This is a genomic window from Streptomyces sp. NPDC040432 (assembly GCF_055595445.1).
The window spans coordinates 54,949-72,287 of record NZ_JBVIVP010000016.1 but is presented as its reverse complement, the minus strand read 5'-3'; the positions used below and the strand labels follow the sequence as shown (position 1 = coordinate 72,287).

The window sequence follows — 17,339 nt, the reverse complement described above, 5'->3', positions numbered from 1 at the left end:
GTGGGCATGTCGGATGTGTGGACACACGCGAAGTGGACCGTGTTCGGGTTGAGTTGGCGTCGTATGTGGCTGACGTGTTCGCCTCTCTGAGGCGTAAGGACCAGCGGGCGAAGAGCGCCTGCTACCTGCGGGGACTGATGCTGGACGGTCGGCGTAAGTCGATCCAGGCCATGGCCGGTCGGCTGCCGGACGGTAACGAGCAGAACCTGCAGCAGTTCGTGAACCAGTCCACCTGGGATCCGGTGCCGGTGCAGCGCCGGATCTGTGAACGCATGCTGCCGCTCATCGCTCCGAAGGCATGGGTGCTCGACGACGTGTCGCTGCCCAAGGACGGAAGGATGTCGGTCGGGGTGGCTCCGTAGTACTGCGGAGCCCTGGGCAAGCGGGCCAACTGCCAGGTCGCGGTCAGCGTCCATGCCGCGACGGATGCCGCGTCCTGCCCGCTGCAGTGGAGGCTGTTCCTGCCACTGGCCTGGGAAGCGGACGACGACCGCAGGACGTCCACCCGCGTCCCGCCCGAGGTCACCCACCGTGAGAAGTGGCGACTGGCCCTGGACATGCTCGACACCCTGACCGACTGGGACCTGAGGCCCCCAGCCGTGGTGGCGGATGCCGCCTACGGCACCAACGCACACTTCAGGGCCGGGCTCGCCGACCGCGGCATCCACTACGTCCTGGCCATCCGGGCAGATGTGAGTGCCCACCCGTTCGATGCCGAGCCCGAAGCGCCGCCCCGCAAGGGGCCGGTCGGCTGCCGGCCCCAGCCGCGATACCGGCACCCCGCACCGTCGGTGGCGACCCTGGCCGCCGGTCTGGGGCCGAAGGCACTCACCACGGTCAACTGGCGGCAGGGAACCCGAGGCCGGCTGAAGTCCCGCTTCGCCGCCCTGCGGGTCCGGCCCTCCGGCAAGGCTGTCGAGCGCCCAGTCAAGACCGCGGCCTCGTCCACTCAAGGCTGGTGGGACGGGGTCCTGCCGGACTGCCGGCTGCTGGTCGAGTGGCCGGAACACGCGGAAGCCCCGACCGATTACTGGCTCTCCAGCCTCCCGGCCGACACCCCGATCGCCGAGCTGGTCCGGCTGGCCAAGGTCCGCCGGCGCATCGAACACGACTACCGCGAACTCAAGCACGGCCTGGGCCTGGACCACTTCGAGGGACGGTCCTGGCCGGGCTGGCACCACCACGTCACCCTCGTGACCGCAGCCCAAGCTTTCCTCACAGAACAGAGGCTGACCCCAAAAGTCCCAGCACCGGCCTCACCCTCTACCAGACCCTCGACGCCCTCCAGAACATCCCGAGGTGCTGGACTGGCATCTGCACCACCTGCCGGCAACCCCTCCCGAACAGACCACACACCACACCAAGATCAAAAGCAACCTAACGGAGTCCTATTAGGGGAAACGTGCGGCCGTCCGAACCTGGACAAGGGGCGGTGGGTGATCACCGTCGGTGCGCGGACTCTGTCCACAGGGCGGTTCCCCGAGGCTCGGAACCAGGCCGTCGCGATCCGCGCGGCGGCCCGTACGTGAGGAGCCGCCATGCACGACACCACCACCCTGCCGCTCGCCCCGATGACCCCGCACACCGCGATCAGCGCCTTCGGCTCCTCCGGGCCGTCGAGTCCGGTGACGTCGAAGCAGCCCGGGAGTTCGCCGACACCGAGCCGCGGATGGCCGAGCTGCTCGTCGACGCCGTCGAGCGGATCGTCGTCCCCGTCAACGCCCTGCCCTGCTCGGAAGAGGGCAAGCCGTCCACGCAGATGTCCGCCCTGGAGGCCCTTGGGCGAGTTCTGGTGACCTCCCTGCGGAAGGGGGGCGCACAGGGCGGGCCGGACGCGGCGGAGGGCATCGCCGGCGCCGTCGTCGACTTCGTCGTGGAGTTCCTCACCGACGACCACGAGGACGTCACCGAAGTCCTGCGCCGGCTGGAGGCGGTGGGAGTGGTCCAGGCTCTCGCCGCCCACCCCGCACCGGACGGTGCCCGCAAGGTGCGCCTCTCCATCGTGCAATCCGCGGCGGGGGGGCGACGGTGGTGCGCATCGCGCCCATCGGGTGGCCTCCACCGGATGGGCGCACCGCACCGCACCCTGACAGCACCGCCGTCCACTCCGTGCGCTCCACTCGGTGGGTGTGCTGCGCACGGCATGACGGTTGAAAACAAGGCCGAGTAGCCGGCTCAGGTGGTGATCAGTTCGGCGATCTCATGGGCGAGCTCCGGCCCGAGCGAGCCCCAGCCATCCTTGTAGCCGTACACACTCCCCAAGGTGCGGGCGTCGTAGTCGCCGTTCAGGATGTCTATGTCGGTGGGGGTGATGAGCGACGGGTGGGGGACACCGACGGCGCCCGAGACCCTCAGCAACTCCCTGCGCAGGGTGCGCAGGTACATCGCTGCCCGAATGCCCTTCGAGGGCGCGTCGATGCCACGCACCAGCCACGGTTTCTGGGTGGCGATGCCGGTGGGGCACTTGTCGGTGTGGCACTTCTGGGCCTGGATGCAGCCGATGGACAGCATCGCCTCACGACCCACGTTGATCATGTCGACGCCGAGGGCGAACGCAACGACGGCGTTCTCGGGCAGGCCGAGCTTGCCGGAGCCGATGAAGGTGATGTCGTCGGTCAGGCCCCGCTCGGCGAACACGCCGTAGACGCGGGAGAAGCCCACGCGGAACGGCAGGGACACCGAGTCGGCGAAGATCAGGGGAGCCGCCCCAGTGCCGCCCTCGCCACCGTCGACGGTCACGAAGTCGACCCCTCGCTCACCCCGCTCCATCAGCGTGGCGAGTTCCTCCCAGAAGTCCATCTCCCCGACGGCGCTCTTGATCCCGACCGGCAACCCGGTCTCCGTGGCCAACAGTTCCACGAAGTCGAGCATCGAGTCCACGTCATGGAACGCGGTGTGCCGCGACGGCGAAGCGCAGTCCTTGCCCGCAGGAATGCCGCGGATCCCGGCGATCTCGTCGGTCACCTTCGCGCCCGGCAGCATGCCCCCGAGCCCCGGCTTCGCGCCCTGCGAGAGCTTGATCTCGATCGCCTTGACGGGCGCGCCCGCGACCATGGACTTGAGCCTGTCAAGGTTGAACGTCCCATCCTCGTTGCGGCAGCCGAAGTACGACGTACCGATCTGGAGGACAAGGTCCCCGCCGTTGAGGTGGTACGGCGACATGCCGCCCTCGCCGGTGTTCTGCATCGTCCCGGCCAGCGCCGCGCCCTTGTTGAGCGCCGTGACGGCCGCGCCGGACAGCGAGCCGAAGCTCATCGCCGAGATGTTGATGACGCTCGCCGGGCGGAACGCCTTCGCGCGGCCGCGCGGTCCGCCGAGCACCTTGGCCGAGGGCAACGCCGCTTGCGGGTCGCTCAGATCGGGCAGCGCACCGGCGAACGTACGCTGCTTCACGTATGCATGACCCTGCACGTGCTCGACGTCGTTGTCGGTGCCGAACCCGAAGTAGTTGTTCTCCCCCTTCGCCGACGCGTAGATCCAGCTGCGCTGGTCACGGCTGAAGGGACGCTCCTCGTCGTTGGACGTCACGATGTACTGCCGTAGCTCGGGGCCGATCGTCTCCAGCGCATACCTGGCGTGTCCCACCAGGGGGAAGTTCCTCAGCAGCGCGTGCTTCTTCTGCACGAGGTCGCGGGCGGCCACCAGCGCCAACCCCGTGGCGGCTGCCGCACCTATGCTCCGAGCACGCATCACAATCGTTCCTCTCCTCGACTGGCCGAACCTCACGCGGACCATCTACCCCGCGCCGCGGAAATACCACGCGCTGCCGGAGACCGAAGGGCACCGCCCCTGCGGGAGGGCCGACGCGCGGCCCGTACGGGGGTCGGGCCGCGCGGCGGGCGGGTCAGAGCGCCGAGTCGAGGTGCCCGAGGTGCTTGATGAGGTTCATGTTCTCGGCGTAGTCCACCGGGCAGTTGATGATCGACACGCCCGGGTCCGCCAGTGCCTCACGGAGCGTCGGCAGCAGGTCCCCAGCGGACTCGATGTGGTAGCCCTTCGCGCCGAAGCTGCGGGCGTACTGGACGATGTCCGGGTTGCCGAAGTCGGTGTTGGAGTTTTCCCCGACCTCCAGGTCCATCTTCCACTTGATGAGCCCGTAGCCGTTGTCCTCCCAGATCAGCACGGTCAGTGGAATGTTCTCGCGGACCGCCGTCTCGATCTCCTGGGAGTGCATGAGGAACGAGCCGTCGCCGACCGCCGCCAGCACCTTCGTCTGCGGCCTGGCAAGCTGAACCGCGAGCGCGCCGGGCAGTGAGAAACCCATGGTGGACAAGCCGTTGGAGATGAGGCAGGTGTTCGGCGCGTACGTCGGGTAGAGCCGGGCCATCCACATCTTCAGCGCGCCGGTGTCGACCAGCACGATGTCGTCGCGACCGAGCGCGGCGCGGGTGTCGGCGACGACGCGCTGCGGGGCGAGCGGGTAGCGCTCGTCCGCAGCGCCCTGCTCAAGTTCCTTGGCCAGCAGCGCGCGGGTGGCCATGGCGTCCTCGTCGTCGATGGTCCAGCGCAGGCCGTCGAGTTCGGTGGCGAGGGCATCGAGGGAGGCCGAAATGTCGCCGATGATGCCGACGTCGACCGAGTAGCTGCCGTCCACCTCCGCCGGGACGCGGTGGATGTGGATGATCTTCTTGTCACCGTCCGGGTTTATCCGGGACGGGTCGAACTCCTGGAGCTCGTAGCCGACGGCGATGACGACGTCGGCCTCCTCGAACCCGAAGTTGGTGTAGTCGCGCCGCATGAACCCGAACGTGCCGGTCGCGCACGGGTGGTCGTCGGGCAGGACGCCCTTGCCGTGGAAGGTGGTCGCCGTCGACACGTCGAGTGCGGTGGCGAACGCCGTCAGCGACTCCGCGGCGCCGCCGCGCGCCGCGCCGTGTCCGGCGAGGATCACTGGCCGACGGGCCGCCCGCAGCAGCTCCGCCGCTCGCTTGATCTGCTTCGGAGACGGTGCCTCGGGCTGCACGACGTTCCTGCGCAGCGGACGCAGGTCCGAGCCGTCCGTCGCCGCGTCGACGTCCTCGGGCACAGCGAGATAGACGGCGCCGGGCCGCTCGGACTCCGCGGTCTTGAACGCGCGCCGCACCATCTCGGGGATGGCCCGGGTGGCCGGGACCTCCGCCGACCACTTCGTGACCGGGGCGAACATGCTCACCAGGTCCACGAACTGGTGGGACTCCTTGTAGTTGCGCTCCTTGCCGACCTGCGCGGTGATCGCGACGACGGGCGTGCTGTTCGTCATGGCGTCGGCGACGCCCAGCATCAGGTTGATCGCGCCGGGCCCCAGCGTCGCGGACATCACACCCGCCGAGCCGGTGAGCCGGCCATGCATCTCCGCCATGAAAGACGCGGCCTGCTCGTGCCTGGTCAGGACGTAGCGGATCTTCTCCGAGCGGGCCAGGGCGTTGGTGAAACGGATGTTCTCCTCGCCGGGCACGCCGAACACCACCTCGACGCCCTCGTTCTCCAGGCAGCGAACCAGGAGTTCGGCCGCTCCGTCAGGGGTCTGCTTCCGGCGCTCGGCGTCGCTCACGCTGATCGTGTCCTCTCCTGAGCTTTGGCCGCGCCGATGGGCGGGCCGGTCAGCCGTCTACCCCGGCCGGCCGGCCGCACTCACAATCTCACCCCGGACCAGAAGGAAGCCGACCGCGTCCCCGCGATCGGACGGGCACCGGTCAACCACGGTTTCGCCCATCTCAAGAACTGGCGGATCCTCATCAAGCTCCGCACCGACCCCACCCGCGACACCTGCTTCCTGCGTGCTCTGCTCGTCCTGACGAACATCGAAATCAACCACTGACAGGTGATCTTCTTCGCGGACTCCCGTCCATGAACAGCGTGAGCATGTGAAGAATCGGTCACACCAGCCCTGTGACCTGAGACTTCAAGTTGGCGGAAGCTCAGCATGTGCTGCAGCCAAGACGGGACCGGGCCGGCCAGCACGAGCAGCGCCGCCGCCCCCCGAGACACCCGCGCCCGGTCCCGGACGCGGCACTCGAACGCCTGGCTGTGGTGACGAGGCCGAGTACCGTCCACCGAGTGGACCGCCCCGGAGTCGACACTGAGTGGATCCCATCGAGCGGGCTCCACTGGACATGGACACAGCCGGCGTGCTGACCGTGGCATGCGACCGGGTCGCGGCCGACGTGGAGTCGCTCGTTCTCGACGTCACCCGGGTGGTGTTCGCGGACTCGTCGTTCCTGAACGTGCTGATCCGGCTGCGCAACACCCGGCCGTTCGAACTCGCCTGCGCAGACGATGTCGGCCTCACACGCCGGCGTCGTGTCCTGGCCGCCGGCTCCGGGCAGCAGGGAGGAATTGCCCCTTCGTGGCCAAGTGTGACCATGAATGACGATGCCCTTGGAGATGTCGGCCCTCGACCATCCGAGGCGGCCGTCATCGCGGCAACGTTGAGGTTCTGGCAGTCGCTGGAGCTCTGCCAGGAGCCGGCCAGTCATAATTCCCACGTGCTGGCGGTGTTGCAGCGGGAGGGTTCCATGTCGGCGGGGCGTCTGGCGCGCGTCCTCGGGGTCTCGAACGCCTCCTTGAGTCGCTTGACGGCACGCATGATCCAGGCGGGTCTGCTGACCCGGATGCCGATGCCGGGCGACGGAAGGGTCAAGATCTTCTCTCCGACCCGTGCGAGCGCCGCTTCGCTGATCGCGCTGAAGGCCGAACAGGCGGCGGATCTGCGGATGCGTCTTGCGCTGGTCGACATCGATGGGCGGCCCATGCGCGTGGGCCGGCCGTTCTCCGTTCCACGTTGCTTCGACTCCTCGACGATCAAGAGGGCAGCGGCTGACTCGTCCTTCGAGGCAGGTTCGGTCGCTTCCCCACCCCCATCAATAGTTGTCATTTGACAAGTATCCCTGTGGGGCGCGAATCTGACGCTGCAGCCACAGGGTGGCTGCAGCACCCCATGGGGGCATTGGGAGAGGTGGAATCGTGATCCGGTCGGGCAGCCGTCGACCTCAGGCCGATTGCGCCTGTGTGCCCGCCCGCCCGTCGACGCAGGATTCCATCTGCTCGGCGGCTGTCCGCGCCGCGGACAGGCCCCGTATCAGTACCGCTCTGTCCAGAGGGGTCATCCTCTCCAGCAACTCCCCCAGGACCTCCTCCCGCCGGGCACGCAGCCCCGCCAGGTAGGCCGCGCCACGGCGCGAGAGTCGTAGCTCCAGTTCCCGGCGATCGGCGGGATTGTGGTCCCGGTCGATGAAACCGGCGGCGTGAAGCCGGTCGCACATGCGGCTGATCGATGGCGGTGTGGAGTTCAGCTTCGCGGCCAGCGTCCTCTGATTGGTCGTCGGCTCCTGCTCCAATGCGTAGAGCACCCGAACCTGCGAGATGGACAAAGGGGCGGTCGAAGCGCCCTCCTGCCGCGACCACATCACTTCGAGCAGTTCGAGTACCTCGCGGGCCACACCGGCGGCGGTCTCCCCCGCGCTGTCGTGCCCCAACGCTTCCTCCGGTCGCCGTGACATGAATCAAGCTCCCTTTTCGTACACGTTCTTCAACAGTAGGCGGAAACCGAACGATGGACAGATACACCGCGGTGGAGCGCTCCCTGCGTTCCGCCACGCCCGACGCGCTTCCCCGTGTCCTCGGTGAGGGCCTGGCCGCGCATTACGGGGCTGCGGATGTGACCCTGCTCATGGCCGACTACGCGATGACCATACTTCAACCGGTCACTACTCTGCCCCATACAATGGCCCCTCTTCTGGTACATACCAGCCCTGCCGGTAGGGCGTTCAACTGGCAGCAGATCCACATCGAGGAGTCCTCGCAAGCAGGACAGGTCATCGCGCATCTACCGGTGAGCGTCCGCGGGGACCGCATCGGGGTCCTGTCCGTCAGGCTTCCCTCCGAGCGCCTCGACGCGGACACCGAGCGGGAACTGATGGACATCGCGGAAGTGCTGGGGCACGAGATCCTGGTCAGCGAGCGCGACACCGACCTCTATCTGCAGGCCCGACGGGCAGCCCGCCTGACGTTGGCGGCCGAGATGCAGTGGCAGCTCCTGCCCGGCCGCTCCTGCACCCGGCCCGAGTACGAGATCGGCGCCCAATTGGAGCCCGCGTACGCCATCTTCGGGGACAACTTCGACTGGTCCACATCGGCCGACCACCTCACCCTGACCGTGACCAACAGCATGGGCGAGGGCATCGACGCCGCGCTGCTGACCAATCTCGCCGTCAACGCCCTGCGCAACGCCCGCCGCGCCGGGCTGTCCCTCACCGACCAGGCCTACCTCGCCGATCAGGCCATCTACGGTCAACACCGCGGAGCGCAACACCTGTCGGTACTGCTGCTGCGCTTCGACCTGCGGACAGGCGCCGTCGAGATCGTGGACGCCGGTTCCCCGAAGATGTGGCGCATGCGCGCGGGCAAGGTCGAACAGATCGAGCTGGATTCGCAGCTTCCGCTCGGCATGTTCGAGGACACCCTCTACTCGGCCGAGGACTTCCGGGTCGAGCCCGGCGACCGCCTCGTCTTCGTCAGCGACGGCGTCTACAACGTCCCCTCCCCCGGCGGCGAACGCTACAGCGAACGGGCCCTGGCCCGCGCCCTGACCAGCACCCGTCTCCTGACCGCCTCCCAGGTTCCCCGCGCCGTCCTGCACGAACTCGCCGGGCACCGCGGCATCATCGAGGCCGACGACGACGCCATGGTCGTCTGTCTCGACTGGCACGGCCGCGCGCAAGCCACCGAGTAGGCGGGGGCGGGGCCCGCGGTGCCGCGGTACTGCGGGCGACTGCGTTCACCACCATCACGAGAACGGTGTGGAAGCACCGGCATGAGCGTCGTGGCAGGGCTTTCACGCGGTTCGGTCCGCCGACGACATGCCGACGCGCCGGTCCCGACCGCGTCAGGGTCCGCCCGTGGTCATGAGCCGGTTCAAAGTGGGGTGCTCGACGCCGGCAGAGCCACGCTCGGGTATCCGTGAGCGCTCGCGCCGCTGCCGCCAAGGTGGGTCACCGGTCAGGACGGATCCGTAGTCGCTTCGCCGAGCGCCCGGGAAAGCAGCACGGCAAGGTCTTCCTGTTCGGTCTCGTTACGAGTCCGGGCCAGGCCGTCTGCTCCCAGGGCCGCCCGCATGGATCGCTCGCAACGCTCACGGACCGGCGCCAGTTCCGGAGTGCCGCGCTGGGGGTGACCGACCGCACGCCAGTGCACGAGACCCGCCGCGTAGATGTACGCGGCCCGTTCCGCTTCGCCTTGGAGCGCGACGGCCGCGGCCAGCAGGTCCAGGCCGAGAGCGACTCCGAAACTGTCGCCGATCCTACGCTTCGACCGCAGCATGGAACGCGCGCTCCGCGGCGAGATCCGGACTGCCTTGGAGAAGAGCTATCAGGGCGAGCTGGTACTCGGTGTACGAGCGGGTCCAGTACTCGCCGATCAGGACGCACTTCTCGCGCAGTGACTCGGCCGTCGCCTCGGCTTCGGCGAGACGTCCGGAGCCGGTGAGCGCGAACACGGTCACGAGCCTGCAGAACAGGCGGGCCTGCGAGAAGAAGGGGTCACGGGGCACTGCGGCCAAGGTTGTTCGAACGAGGTCATGGGCTGGGTGGGGGTTGCCGGACATCAGGTGGACCAGCCCGCCGAGGTAGGCGGCCCGCAAGGCCTCCTCGGGCGAGAGGGCGGGATCGGCCGCCGCGCACGCGTCGGCCAGTTCGAGTGCACCGGGGTGGTCTCCCTGCAGGAGCAGGGCCCGGTCCGGATCAGGACGGATTTGCGAACCAGGCCGTGCAGCCCGCGGGTCACCTCCTGGGGCGGGAGGCGCAGGTCGGCGCAGACCTTCCGCGCGGCCGTGAGCTGGAAGGGTCTGCGGAACACGGTCAGTCGAGCCCATAGGAGGCGCTCTCTCGGGTCGCACAGTTCGTGGCTCCACCCCATTGCCGTCCATAGGCTCCGGTGGCGCTCGGGACGTACGGATTCCCGTGTTCGAAGCAGTTGCGTACCTGCGGGGGCGCGAAGCCGGTCCGTGAGATGCAGAGGGGAACTGTGCGGCAGCTGGGCGGCGGCGAGCTCCAGAGCCAGTGGCGGACCATCCAGAAGCCGGCAGATTTCGGCTAACGCGGCCACTTCACCCCGGCCCTGCCACGCCGCCCCTGCTGCGGAAGCTCGCTCGCAGAGCAGGTCCACCGCATCACTTTCGGCGAGAGGGGCGAGTTCGAGCACGTGCTCGCCGGGAATCACGAGCGGCTCGCGACTCGTGACCAGTACCCGAAGCCCGGGACCGGCGGTCAAGAGGTCCGCCACCACGCTGCGAACAGCAGCGATCAGGTGCTCGCACGAGTCGAGGACCAGCAGCATTCGCCGCTCGGACAGCCATTCGCACAAGCCTGCCAAGGGGTCGCGGTGTCGGTGGTCGCAGAAGCCCATCGCGTCGGCGATCGTGGCAACCAGGCGTTTGTCGTCCTCCAGCGGCCACAGGTCAGCCCACACGATCGGGATGCCTTCGCCGACACCATCGCGGACGACGTGGAGGGCGAGACGCGACTTGCCCACACCACCGACTCCCGTCACGGTCGTGAGCCGCTTCCCGGCCAGAGCGGCCAAGAGGGCGACCATCTCGGACGTGCGGCCGACGAACCGCGTCGCGCCATCACGCAGGTCGGAGATCATCACAGCATTCTCAACCGTTCCGCACCGCCCGCGCACCAGAACGCAGGAATGCCACGACGACGTTGGCCGCCCTGGGCGTGGCGGTGACGTCCAACGACACGCAATGTCGACGAGATGCAGGCCCCGGCGCGACACACCACGTGCGTAGATCAGGGCGGCGAAACAGCCGGCAAGTCAGGTCCGAGGGGGCCGCACCCGACCCTGGGTGGGAGCTGCCCTGCGGTGGTGAGACCTGCCCTGGTAAGGGCAACGGTCGCCACGAGCAGAGTCGGGTAGCGGGCGGTGGCCACCGACGCCCTCGATCGGACGAGGGCCGGAGGGCCGGATCGGACCTCCTCGGCGCGACCTCCTCGCACTGGTCCGGGCGAACACTCGGCCGCCAAAGCCGGACAGCCTGCCACCGAACCCTGATCCCCCTTGCCATGCCCGTGCCCGTGCCCGTGCGGGTGCTCAACATGAAGACCGCTGCCGTACTGCTCGACGTCGATGATGTTCTGCTCCGTCCCTCCGTCCCTCCGTCGGCCGAGCGTTCGCCCGCGGTGATTGAGGGCGCTCCGTCCGGGGGCGTGTCGGTGGTCGAGGTCGGGTGTCATGATGACGGGACGAGAGCTTGCCGCTCCCGGGTCGTCACGACTCGGGGACGGTTCACGGGCCTTGGGCATTGCCCCCTTCACGGGCACCCGGGGACCGCCAACCCTGTTCGGGGGCCCACGGGCTCCGGACGTTTTGTGCTCACGACCCCCGGAAGGGGGGCGCACGCGATGCACATCCACTTCGACCGCGGCCACGCCACCGTGACGATCAACCCGCACGGCGACATCGACCACGACGACCTACCCGCCCTGATCGCGGCCACGAACCGCTGGCCCGGATCGGTCACCCATGTCGTATGGAACCTGAACAACATCACCTTCATGGGGGTGGCGGGCGTCCATCTCCTCACCCTCCAACACCTCGCCTGCCAGGAAACCGGCCGAAGCCTCACCGTCACCGGGCTCAACCCACAGCCACGGCGGCTCCTCGGCCTGACCCGATCACTCTTCCCCCACCCCCTGTGGGACACCCTCATCTACAACGAGCCGGCCGCCACCACCGCCGCCTGACCGTGGGGCCCCATGGACGGTTCGGTCCGGTCGGGGCGGGGCGGGCCGTGGGCCTTGGGTGTTCGTCGATGTCCGGTGGGACCGGCGCCTGCGGGTCGGGCGGGCGGATCCTCGCGTACGTCTACTCGGGCCCGGTGGCGGTCAGGACGAGCACGGCCTGGTCGTCGTCGGTGCCCTGCCCGGCGGTGAAGGCGTCCACGGCCTCGACGACGGCATCGAGCACGCTCCGGACGCAGCGTGACGAAGGAGTACGCGTGAGGGCGGCGACCAGGCCTTCCTCGTCGAGCTCCGACGTCACCCTCGTCGGCGTCTCCGCCCGCTCGAATCGGCAGAAATCCGACCAGGAGGCTTCACCGGGTGACACCTTCACGTGACGCCAACGAAGGCCGGGACAATGAACCGGTGTGTCCTCTGACATCGAAGTCGGACCGATCGCCATCGAAGTTGGACGGCTTGAGCGCCGCGCTCTATCTCCTACGCGCCTTCGAAACCAGAAACGCCGCTCCAACGACGACGATCACACCGATGGCGATGATCCAGAAGGGCGGGGAGCCCTGACCCGCTCCCTTGGCCAAGAGCTGCATGTGCGACATGTCGTTTTCCGTCCCGTCCGTGGCTACTGATTGCGGCCCACTATCCGGTTGCCCGGTCAACGCGCACGTACCCGGTCGATCCGTCCAGCCTCGATGGCAGCCCGTCCAAGTTGGCTGTCAGAGGAAACGGTGAGCAGCACGTGTCGCCGGCTCGGTACCGGCGCCCGCCCCGAGTCCGATGGTCCGCAGCCCTCCCGCGCCCGGAATGACGTCCCGGGCGGCCGACGTCCAGGCCGTCACCGCCCCGCCCGCCCGCGGCACGGGCCGACGCGGCCTGGGTACCGGCCCGACCCCCGGATGACCTCACTGGGTGCTTGGTGAGGTTGCCGAAAACATCACCGGAACCCTCACCGAAAACATCCCCAATGCAGGTCAGCGGCTTCCGAGAACCCGCACCTCGCGGACGTCGACCGTGAACGCGGTCCGACGGCCTTCGGTGAACTCACCGGCGTCCCCGGGACGTCGCCGTGCCCGCGTACCAAGCGCCGGCGACGATGACGCCATCTTCACCGATCCGGCCCGCCACCGAAGTGAACCGGTGGCCGTCGCCGGGCCGGTCCCGAACTGCGGCACGTCGTCCGCCGTGACGTCCAGGCGCAGCCGTTGGAAGCGGACCGGGTGGCGGTGGACGCCGCCGTGGTCGATGGCCCGGTCCGCGCTGATCTCGGCAACCTGTTCGGGTCGGACCGGGATAGCGTCCAGGACGTCGCCAGATCCCCACGCGGAGGCGAAGCGGACCCCGTTCCATGGATGGCCGGCGAACCCCCAGGCGAGCGACCCGGCACGAACCACCGTTCGAGCCCGGGCACAATCGCAGGAAACAGGCTCAAACCGCCCAAGAGGGGTAACCGAACCTGAGACAGTCCGTCATCACGAGGGCCCGGCCGTATCAGGGAAGATCGTGTGGTCCGCGTGCGACGAGCGGGGAGCCGCTGTCCTCCGGCAGAACAACGATGAAGCGCCAAGGGCCATCCTCAACGCGAGCCAAGCCGATAGTCGCAGCGGCAGCGAACGCGTCAGCGACGGGCCCAGCCCCATCGGTCAACTCATCAAGCCTCGCGTAGTGCTTCGCCAGGGATGCGGATGGACCGCTGATCCACAAGGCGTCCTTCGCGCCTCGGCGGAGCGCGGCGAGCAGCCCATCGCGGGCTTGCCCCTGTGCGGCGCCCTGGACCTTGTCGTGAAGACGTTCCTGTACGCATGGCTCTGTCGGTGCAGCCTCAACCTGCTGGCGGCAACGCCGACACGACTGCAGGGCACCGGGATCGAACAAGTGCGGATACCGGGTGGTGTCCACCCGGTATCCGCACAACGTTCCGCGCGCGCCCACCGCGTGCTCAACACCGGGAACGCCGTTCACCTCGCAGGCACCGAATCGGGCCGGCTCCCGCGCTGTGGCAAACGACCAGCCGTCGGCCGGGGCATCGATCGCGCGGACGAGCATGCCACAACCATCGGCCGCGGCTCAGCCGTGATCTCGGGCATTGCAAGTTCAACCTGGGCGACAACTTCGCCTGAGACAGATCAGCCTGGCCGACAACATCACCTGAGACCGTTCACGTCCTTCGCCGTAGGACCGGCAACGTCCCCCGAGAGTGCGGGCGAATCCAACAAGGCAGGTGAGGCACCGGCAATATCGCGAGAGACGGGAAACCTGTATCTGCAGGTCAGGAGCCACAGGTCCGAAATGGGGAGCCCTGTGCAAGCGTTCGGGGAACGGTCACAGTGACTGTTCCCCGAACGAAAGTTGCCGAGGCCGGCGTGACGCGAGCGAGGGGTGCTGCGAACGCCCCGGCGGCGGAGGGTCAGAGACGGCCTCTCAGCGGAACGCGCCCGCGTTCTCCTTCGCCCACCGCGCGAAGGTGCGCGCCGGACGTCCGGTCACCTTCTCGATCACACCGTTCGGGGAGTTGTACTCGACCGGCGGGTCGGCGAACACCTCCAGCTGGAAGTCGATCATGTGCTCCGGTACACCCTGTGCCCGCATCGACACCCGCGCCTGATCCGGCGTCAACTCCACGAACTCCACCTCCCGGCCGACCGCCGAGCCCAATGCGGCGATCTTCTCCCGCAGCGATAGCCGCTCCGGGCCGGTCAGCAGGTACTCCGCGCCCGCGTGCCCGTCATCGAGCAGCGCCGCCGCGGCCACCGCGCCGATGTCCCCCTCGTGCACCATCGCGGTGCGCGAGTCCCCGTACGGCCGCTCGACCCGGCCGTCGCGCACCTCGTCCGCCCACTCCAGGGCGTTGGCCATGATCTCGGTCGGCGACACCGTGGTCCACGCCAGATCCGACGCCCGCACGGCCGGCTCCAGAGTCGACTCCGACCAGCCGGCCAGCATGGTCACCCGGCGCACCCCCGCCGCCTCGATCATCGCCACCAACTCCCCGCCGTTCTCCAGCGGGGCGTAGTCGTCGCCCCCGAAGTTGATCAGGTGCACGGCCGTCACGCCGTGCAGCGCCGACGCCAACGACGCCGCGTCGGTAAGGTCACCGCCGACCACCTCGACCCCCGGACCGAACATCGCTGCCCCGGGCCGCCGGGTCAGCGCCCGCACCGGCGCACCGGCCTCCCGCAGCGCTGTCACCACCTGCCGCCCGACCGTGCCGGTCGCACCCGCCACCAGAAACGTCATGCCCACTCCCCGCGTCGTTCGTCGCCGGTCCCTCCGGCCACACGCACACGATGACCCCCCATGCGGACAGAAACGGTCCGCAATGGGGGACGCCGCACGGGACGGCGAAATCACATACACCTACCGATCCCGGGTTCAGAAACAGGCTCTGCGGCAATGAGCAGCACGCGTCGCCGGCTCGGCACCGGCCCCGCCCCGAGTCCGATGGTCCGCAGCCGCCCCCCCGCCCGCAGCGCGGGCCGGCGTGTCCTGGGGACCGTACCGACCCCACGGGGACTTCACCGGGTGCCCGGTGAAGTTTCGAAAACCTCACCGAAAAACATCCCCAGTGCAGGTCAGCGGTTTCCGGGCACCCGCACCTCGCGAACGTCGACCGTGAACGCGGTCCGACGGCTCTCGGTGAGCTCACCGGCGTCCCCGAGGGCTGCGGGCCCGCCGGCGGACGGTCCACGTGCCGTTCGTAGACGGTCTTCCATGTCCCGAACCGTTCGGGCAGGTCACGCCCCTGCACCCCGGTCCGCACCCGGTGCAGAATCCCGTCGATCACCTGCCGGTGGTCCCGGCACCGGCCGCAACGCCCGTTGCTGACCGCCAGGAACGGCCGCAGCCGTTCCCACTCGGCATCACTCAGATCACCCGCCCCATGCTCACATCAACGGCTGGGGCACGCCCACCGTCACATAGCCGTCACGACACCTTCGCGCCAGCCCCCTGCGGCCTGGAGAGGAGAACCCGGCGGGTCGGCAGGTCAATTTCCGCGACGACGACGGTGATCTTCTCGCTGACCTCGAAGTCTTCCACCGAACTCACCACAGGCCGACCGGAGGCGTCCCTGAAGGGGACCAGCCCAGCGGTCCCATCCCCGAGGTCGACGATGACGCCGAAGGGGAGCGCCCTTTCCACCGTCCCACGGAGTTCCTGACCCACCGCTGTGCAGTCGGCGAAAGCCTGGAGGGGGTCGGGCTCCAGTGCCTTCAAGGACAGTCTGGCCTCCGCGTTGTAGGTGTCGAATTGGAGGAACTCGCACGAGACGCGCCGGCCTACCTGAACGACATCGGTGGGGCGTTGATGTGCCGCCAGGACGGTTCGGGGATGACGATGAACCCGACACCGGGAAAGAGCGGGTGGGCAGGCCCGTCGTCCAGGGCCACGAAGACCCCGAATCGCTCGATCGCCGCAACGGTGCCGGACAGGATGTCGCCGTAGTGCAGGAACTCCAGAAACGCCCCAGAGTTCCGGGCTCTCAGACTGCCAATCCATACCGTCACCCTGGCACACGACATCGCGGGCCGACCATGGCCTCGACAGACTGAAGGCCCCACGCCTGGCTCCGGAGGCCAACTCCCCGATCAGGACGGCATCGACGGCGAGGGGTTTGCCGCAGCGTTCAGCGAAACCCTTTCAGCTCACCTGTAGCCGCCGAGAGCGATCCACCTTCGTACCTCGTGGTGGTGTGGTGTCCATGCCTGCCAGATTGTCCGGCACCATTCCCGAACGAGGCGTTCGTGCTCGCTCGGGGCGGTGGCGGTGACGATGTCCGCGACGGTCATCAGACCCTGCAGGTGCGGAGGTCTCAGCCAGGTGAAGACCGGGTTTCGGGCCATGGACTTGTGCAGTCGGGGTCCTCCCCTCGGGTCGACCCCTTCTTCCAGAAAGAGGCACAACGTCATCAGGCACACCCCCACGGCCTGGACGGTGCGATGGTCGGTGCCCTCCGGATGCTGGGTGTTGTAGGCATCGACAACCATCTGGTGCACACCCCGGTAGGCCGGGTCCCGGTACGAACGGGCCAGCAGCTGGGTGTAGAGCGCGAAGCACTCGGCGGACGCCTTCGGGTGATCCGGCAGCACGTCACCAGTGGCTGCCGCCGACAGCCCGCAGCCGGAGCAGACCGTACGTGATTCGGATGTGTTCATTTCGTTCCTTCCAAAAGTGCCTGTGCCCAGGAGCGGATGGTGGAGTGGTGCGGGGACCACGCCTGCCAGGACTCCTCGATCCAGGCCGTGGCCGGCCCCGTCTCACCCGCATGCCACCCGTGGTGAAGTTCCGCGACGGTGACGGCGCCCAAGGAGGGTGGTTGTCCAAGGTGAGGCCAGTCGGCCAAGCCAAGACGAGGCAGCACCGTCCGACTGGTGCGGTTGCGGTAGTGGTGGACCTGTTCCGCCGTGATGCCGTACTCGTGGAAGAGACACAGTGCGGTCAGGTGGACGGCTACCGATTGGCGCTGGCGACGGTCGTGCTCGGCGCCCGCAGCGTGCTGTACGGCGAAGCAGTCGACATGCAGCAAGCGCAACTCCGCTGACGAGACGGCGCCCAGCCAGTCAGCTGTGAACTCGCAGTACCACTGCCAGCAGCCGGGAGAAGCGCGCATGTACGGGTGTACCG

General features: G+C 68.4%; 18 protein-coding genes and 2 pseudogenes. 6 read left to right on the top strand and 14 right to left on the bottom strand.

The features are described 5' to 3' along the window. Positions 1-17 precede the first annotated feature (17 nt). Positions 18-1,292, top strand: a pseudogene (locus ACZ58N_RS27320) (IS701 family transposase); the annotation flags it as partial. Positions 1,293-1,669: 377 nt separating this feature from the next. Continuing rightward, positions 1,670-2,170 carry a hypothetical protein gene (locus ACZ58N_RS27315; RefSeq protein WP_471164914.1) on the top strand — a complete coding sequence of 167 codons (501 nt, stop codon included), beginning with the start codon at positions 1,670-1,672 and terminating at the stop codon, positions 2,168-2,170. A gap of 5 nt (positions 2,171-2,175) precedes the next feature. Here the strand turns inward: ACZ58N_RS27315 and ACZ58N_RS27310 are convergent, their stop codons facing one another. Continuing rightward, entirely contained in the window at positions 2,176-3,690 is a 1,515-nt protein-coding gene (locus ACZ58N_RS27310; protein ID WP_471164911.1) for a glutamate synthase-related protein, read from the bottom strand. Positions 3,691-3,844: 154 nt separating this feature from the next. Continuing rightward, positions 3,845-5,530: an acetolactate synthase large subunit gene (locus ACZ58N_RS27305; RefSeq protein ID WP_471164908.1), complete on the bottom strand. Its 1,686-nt coding sequence runs from the start codon at positions 5,528-5,530 to the stop codon at positions 3,845-3,847. A 24-nt stretch (positions 5,531-5,554) separates the two neighbouring features. Here ACZ58N_RS27305 and ACZ58N_RS27300 point away from each other — a divergent pair, with 24 nt between their 5' ends. Both ACZ58N_RS27300 and ACZ58N_RS27295 read left to right on the top strand, forming a co-directional pair. Then, positions 5,555-5,797 (top strand): hypothetical protein, encoded by a 243-nt coding sequence (locus ACZ58N_RS27300; protein WP_471164906.1) that lies wholly within the window; start codon positions 5,555-5,557, stop codon positions 5,795-5,797. 265 nt (positions 5,798-6,062) lie between these two features. Next, a complete protein-coding gene (locus tag ACZ58N_RS27295; protein WP_471164903.1) occupies positions 6,063-6,857 on the top strand; it encodes a MarR family transcriptional regulator in 795 nt (264 codons plus the stop codon). 111 nt (positions 6,858-6,968) lie between these two features. Here the strand turns inward: ACZ58N_RS27295 and ACZ58N_RS27290 are convergent, their stop codons facing one another. After that, the gene (locus ACZ58N_RS27290) at positions 6,969-7,478 is read right to left on the bottom strand and encodes a MarR family transcriptional regulator (protein ID WP_471164900.1); all 510 of its coding nucleotides are present in this window, start codon (positions 7,476-7,478) and stop codon (positions 6,969-6,971) included. Positions 7,479-7,531: 53 nt separating this feature from the next. Here ACZ58N_RS27290 and ACZ58N_RS27285 point away from each other — a divergent pair, with 53 nt between their 5' ends. Further along, positions 7,532-8,710, top strand: a complete 1,179-nt coding sequence (locus ACZ58N_RS27285; RefSeq protein ID WP_471164897.1) for a PP2C family protein-serine/threonine phosphatase — start codon at positions 7,532-7,534, stop codon at positions 8,708-8,710. A 266-nt stretch (positions 8,711-8,976) separates the two neighbouring features. Here the strand turns inward: ACZ58N_RS27285 and ACZ58N_RS27280 are convergent, their stop codons facing one another. From ACZ58N_RS27280 to ACZ58N_RS27270, 3 genes are read right to left on the bottom strand one after another with little or no spacing between them, the layout of a single operon-like run. Continuing rightward, positions 8,977-9,297 carry a hypothetical protein gene (locus tag ACZ58N_RS27280; RefSeq protein WP_471164895.1) on the bottom strand — a complete coding sequence of 107 codons (321 nt, stop codon included), beginning with the start codon at positions 9,295-9,297 and terminating at the stop codon, positions 8,977-8,979. Continuing rightward, positions 9,278-9,526, bottom strand: coding sequence for a hypothetical protein (locus ACZ58N_RS27275; RefSeq protein WP_471164893.1), 249 nt, complete (start codon positions 9,524-9,526; stop codon positions 9,278-9,280). The genes ACZ58N_RS27280 and ACZ58N_RS27275 overlap by 20 nt, the downstream gene beginning before the upstream one ends. A 53-nt stretch (positions 9,527-9,579) precedes the next feature. Next, on the bottom strand, positions 9,580-10,623 hold the full coding sequence (locus ACZ58N_RS27270) for an ATP-binding protein (protein ID WP_471164890.1): 1,044 nt from the start codon (positions 10,621-10,623) through the stop codon (positions 9,580-9,582). A gap of 761 nt (positions 10,624-11,384) precedes the next feature. Here ACZ58N_RS27270 and ACZ58N_RS27265 point away from each other — a divergent pair. Beyond that, on the top strand, positions 11,385-11,726 hold the full coding sequence (locus ACZ58N_RS27265) for an STAS domain-containing protein (protein WP_471164887.1): 342 nt from the start codon (positions 11,385-11,387) through the stop codon (positions 11,724-11,726). A gap of 121 nt (positions 11,727-11,847) precedes the next feature. On the opposite strand, the gene ACZ58N_RS27260 is transcribed toward ACZ58N_RS27265, so the two are convergent. The 8 genes and pseudogenes from ACZ58N_RS27260 to ACZ58N_RS27225 form a co-directional block, all read right to left on the bottom strand. After that, on the bottom strand, positions 11,848-12,024 hold the full coding sequence (locus ACZ58N_RS27260; protein WP_471164884.1) for a hypothetical protein: 177 nt from the start codon (positions 12,022-12,024) through the stop codon (positions 11,848-11,850). 1,184 nt (positions 12,025-13,208) lie between these two features. Beyond that, complete coding sequence (locus tag ACZ58N_RS27255; RefSeq protein WP_471164882.1) at positions 13,209-13,763, bottom strand: hypothetical protein; 555 nt, start codon at positions 13,761-13,763, stop codon at positions 13,209-13,211. A gap of 375 nt (positions 13,764-14,138) precedes the next feature. Continuing rightward, the gene (locus ACZ58N_RS27250; protein WP_471164879.1) at positions 14,139-14,954 is read right to left on the bottom strand and encodes an SDR family oxidoreductase; all 816 of its coding nucleotides are present in this window, start codon (positions 14,952-14,954) and stop codon (positions 14,139-14,141) included. 451 nt (positions 14,955-15,405) lie between these two features. Then, positions 15,406-15,585 (bottom strand): annotated as a pseudogene (locus ACZ58N_RS27245) (transposase); the annotation flags it as partial. Positions 15,586-15,641: 56 nt separating this feature from the next. Then, positions 15,642-15,932 (bottom strand): S1 RNA-binding domain-containing protein, encoded by a 291-nt coding sequence (locus tag ACZ58N_RS27240; protein WP_471164877.1) that lies wholly within the window; start codon positions 15,930-15,932, stop codon positions 15,642-15,644. A 62-nt stretch (positions 15,933-15,994) separates the two neighbouring features. Further along, positions 15,995-16,222 carry a hypothetical protein gene (locus tag ACZ58N_RS27235; RefSeq protein WP_471164875.1) on the bottom strand — a complete coding sequence of 76 codons (228 nt, stop codon included), beginning with the start codon at positions 16,220-16,222 and terminating at the stop codon, positions 15,995-15,997. A gap of 138 nt (positions 16,223-16,360) precedes the next feature. Then, positions 16,361-16,870 carry a DUF5946 family protein gene (locus ACZ58N_RS27230; protein WP_471164873.1) on the bottom strand — a complete coding sequence of 170 codons (510 nt, stop codon included), beginning with the start codon at positions 16,868-16,870 and terminating at the stop codon, positions 16,361-16,363. Continuing rightward, complete coding sequence (locus tag ACZ58N_RS27225) at positions 16,867-17,325, bottom strand: DUF5946 family protein (RefSeq protein WP_471164872.1); 459 nt, start codon at positions 17,323-17,325, stop codon at positions 16,867-16,869. The genes ACZ58N_RS27230 and ACZ58N_RS27225 overlap by 4 nt, the downstream gene beginning before the upstream one ends. Between the last annotated feature and the right edge of the window lie 14 nt (positions 17,326-17,339).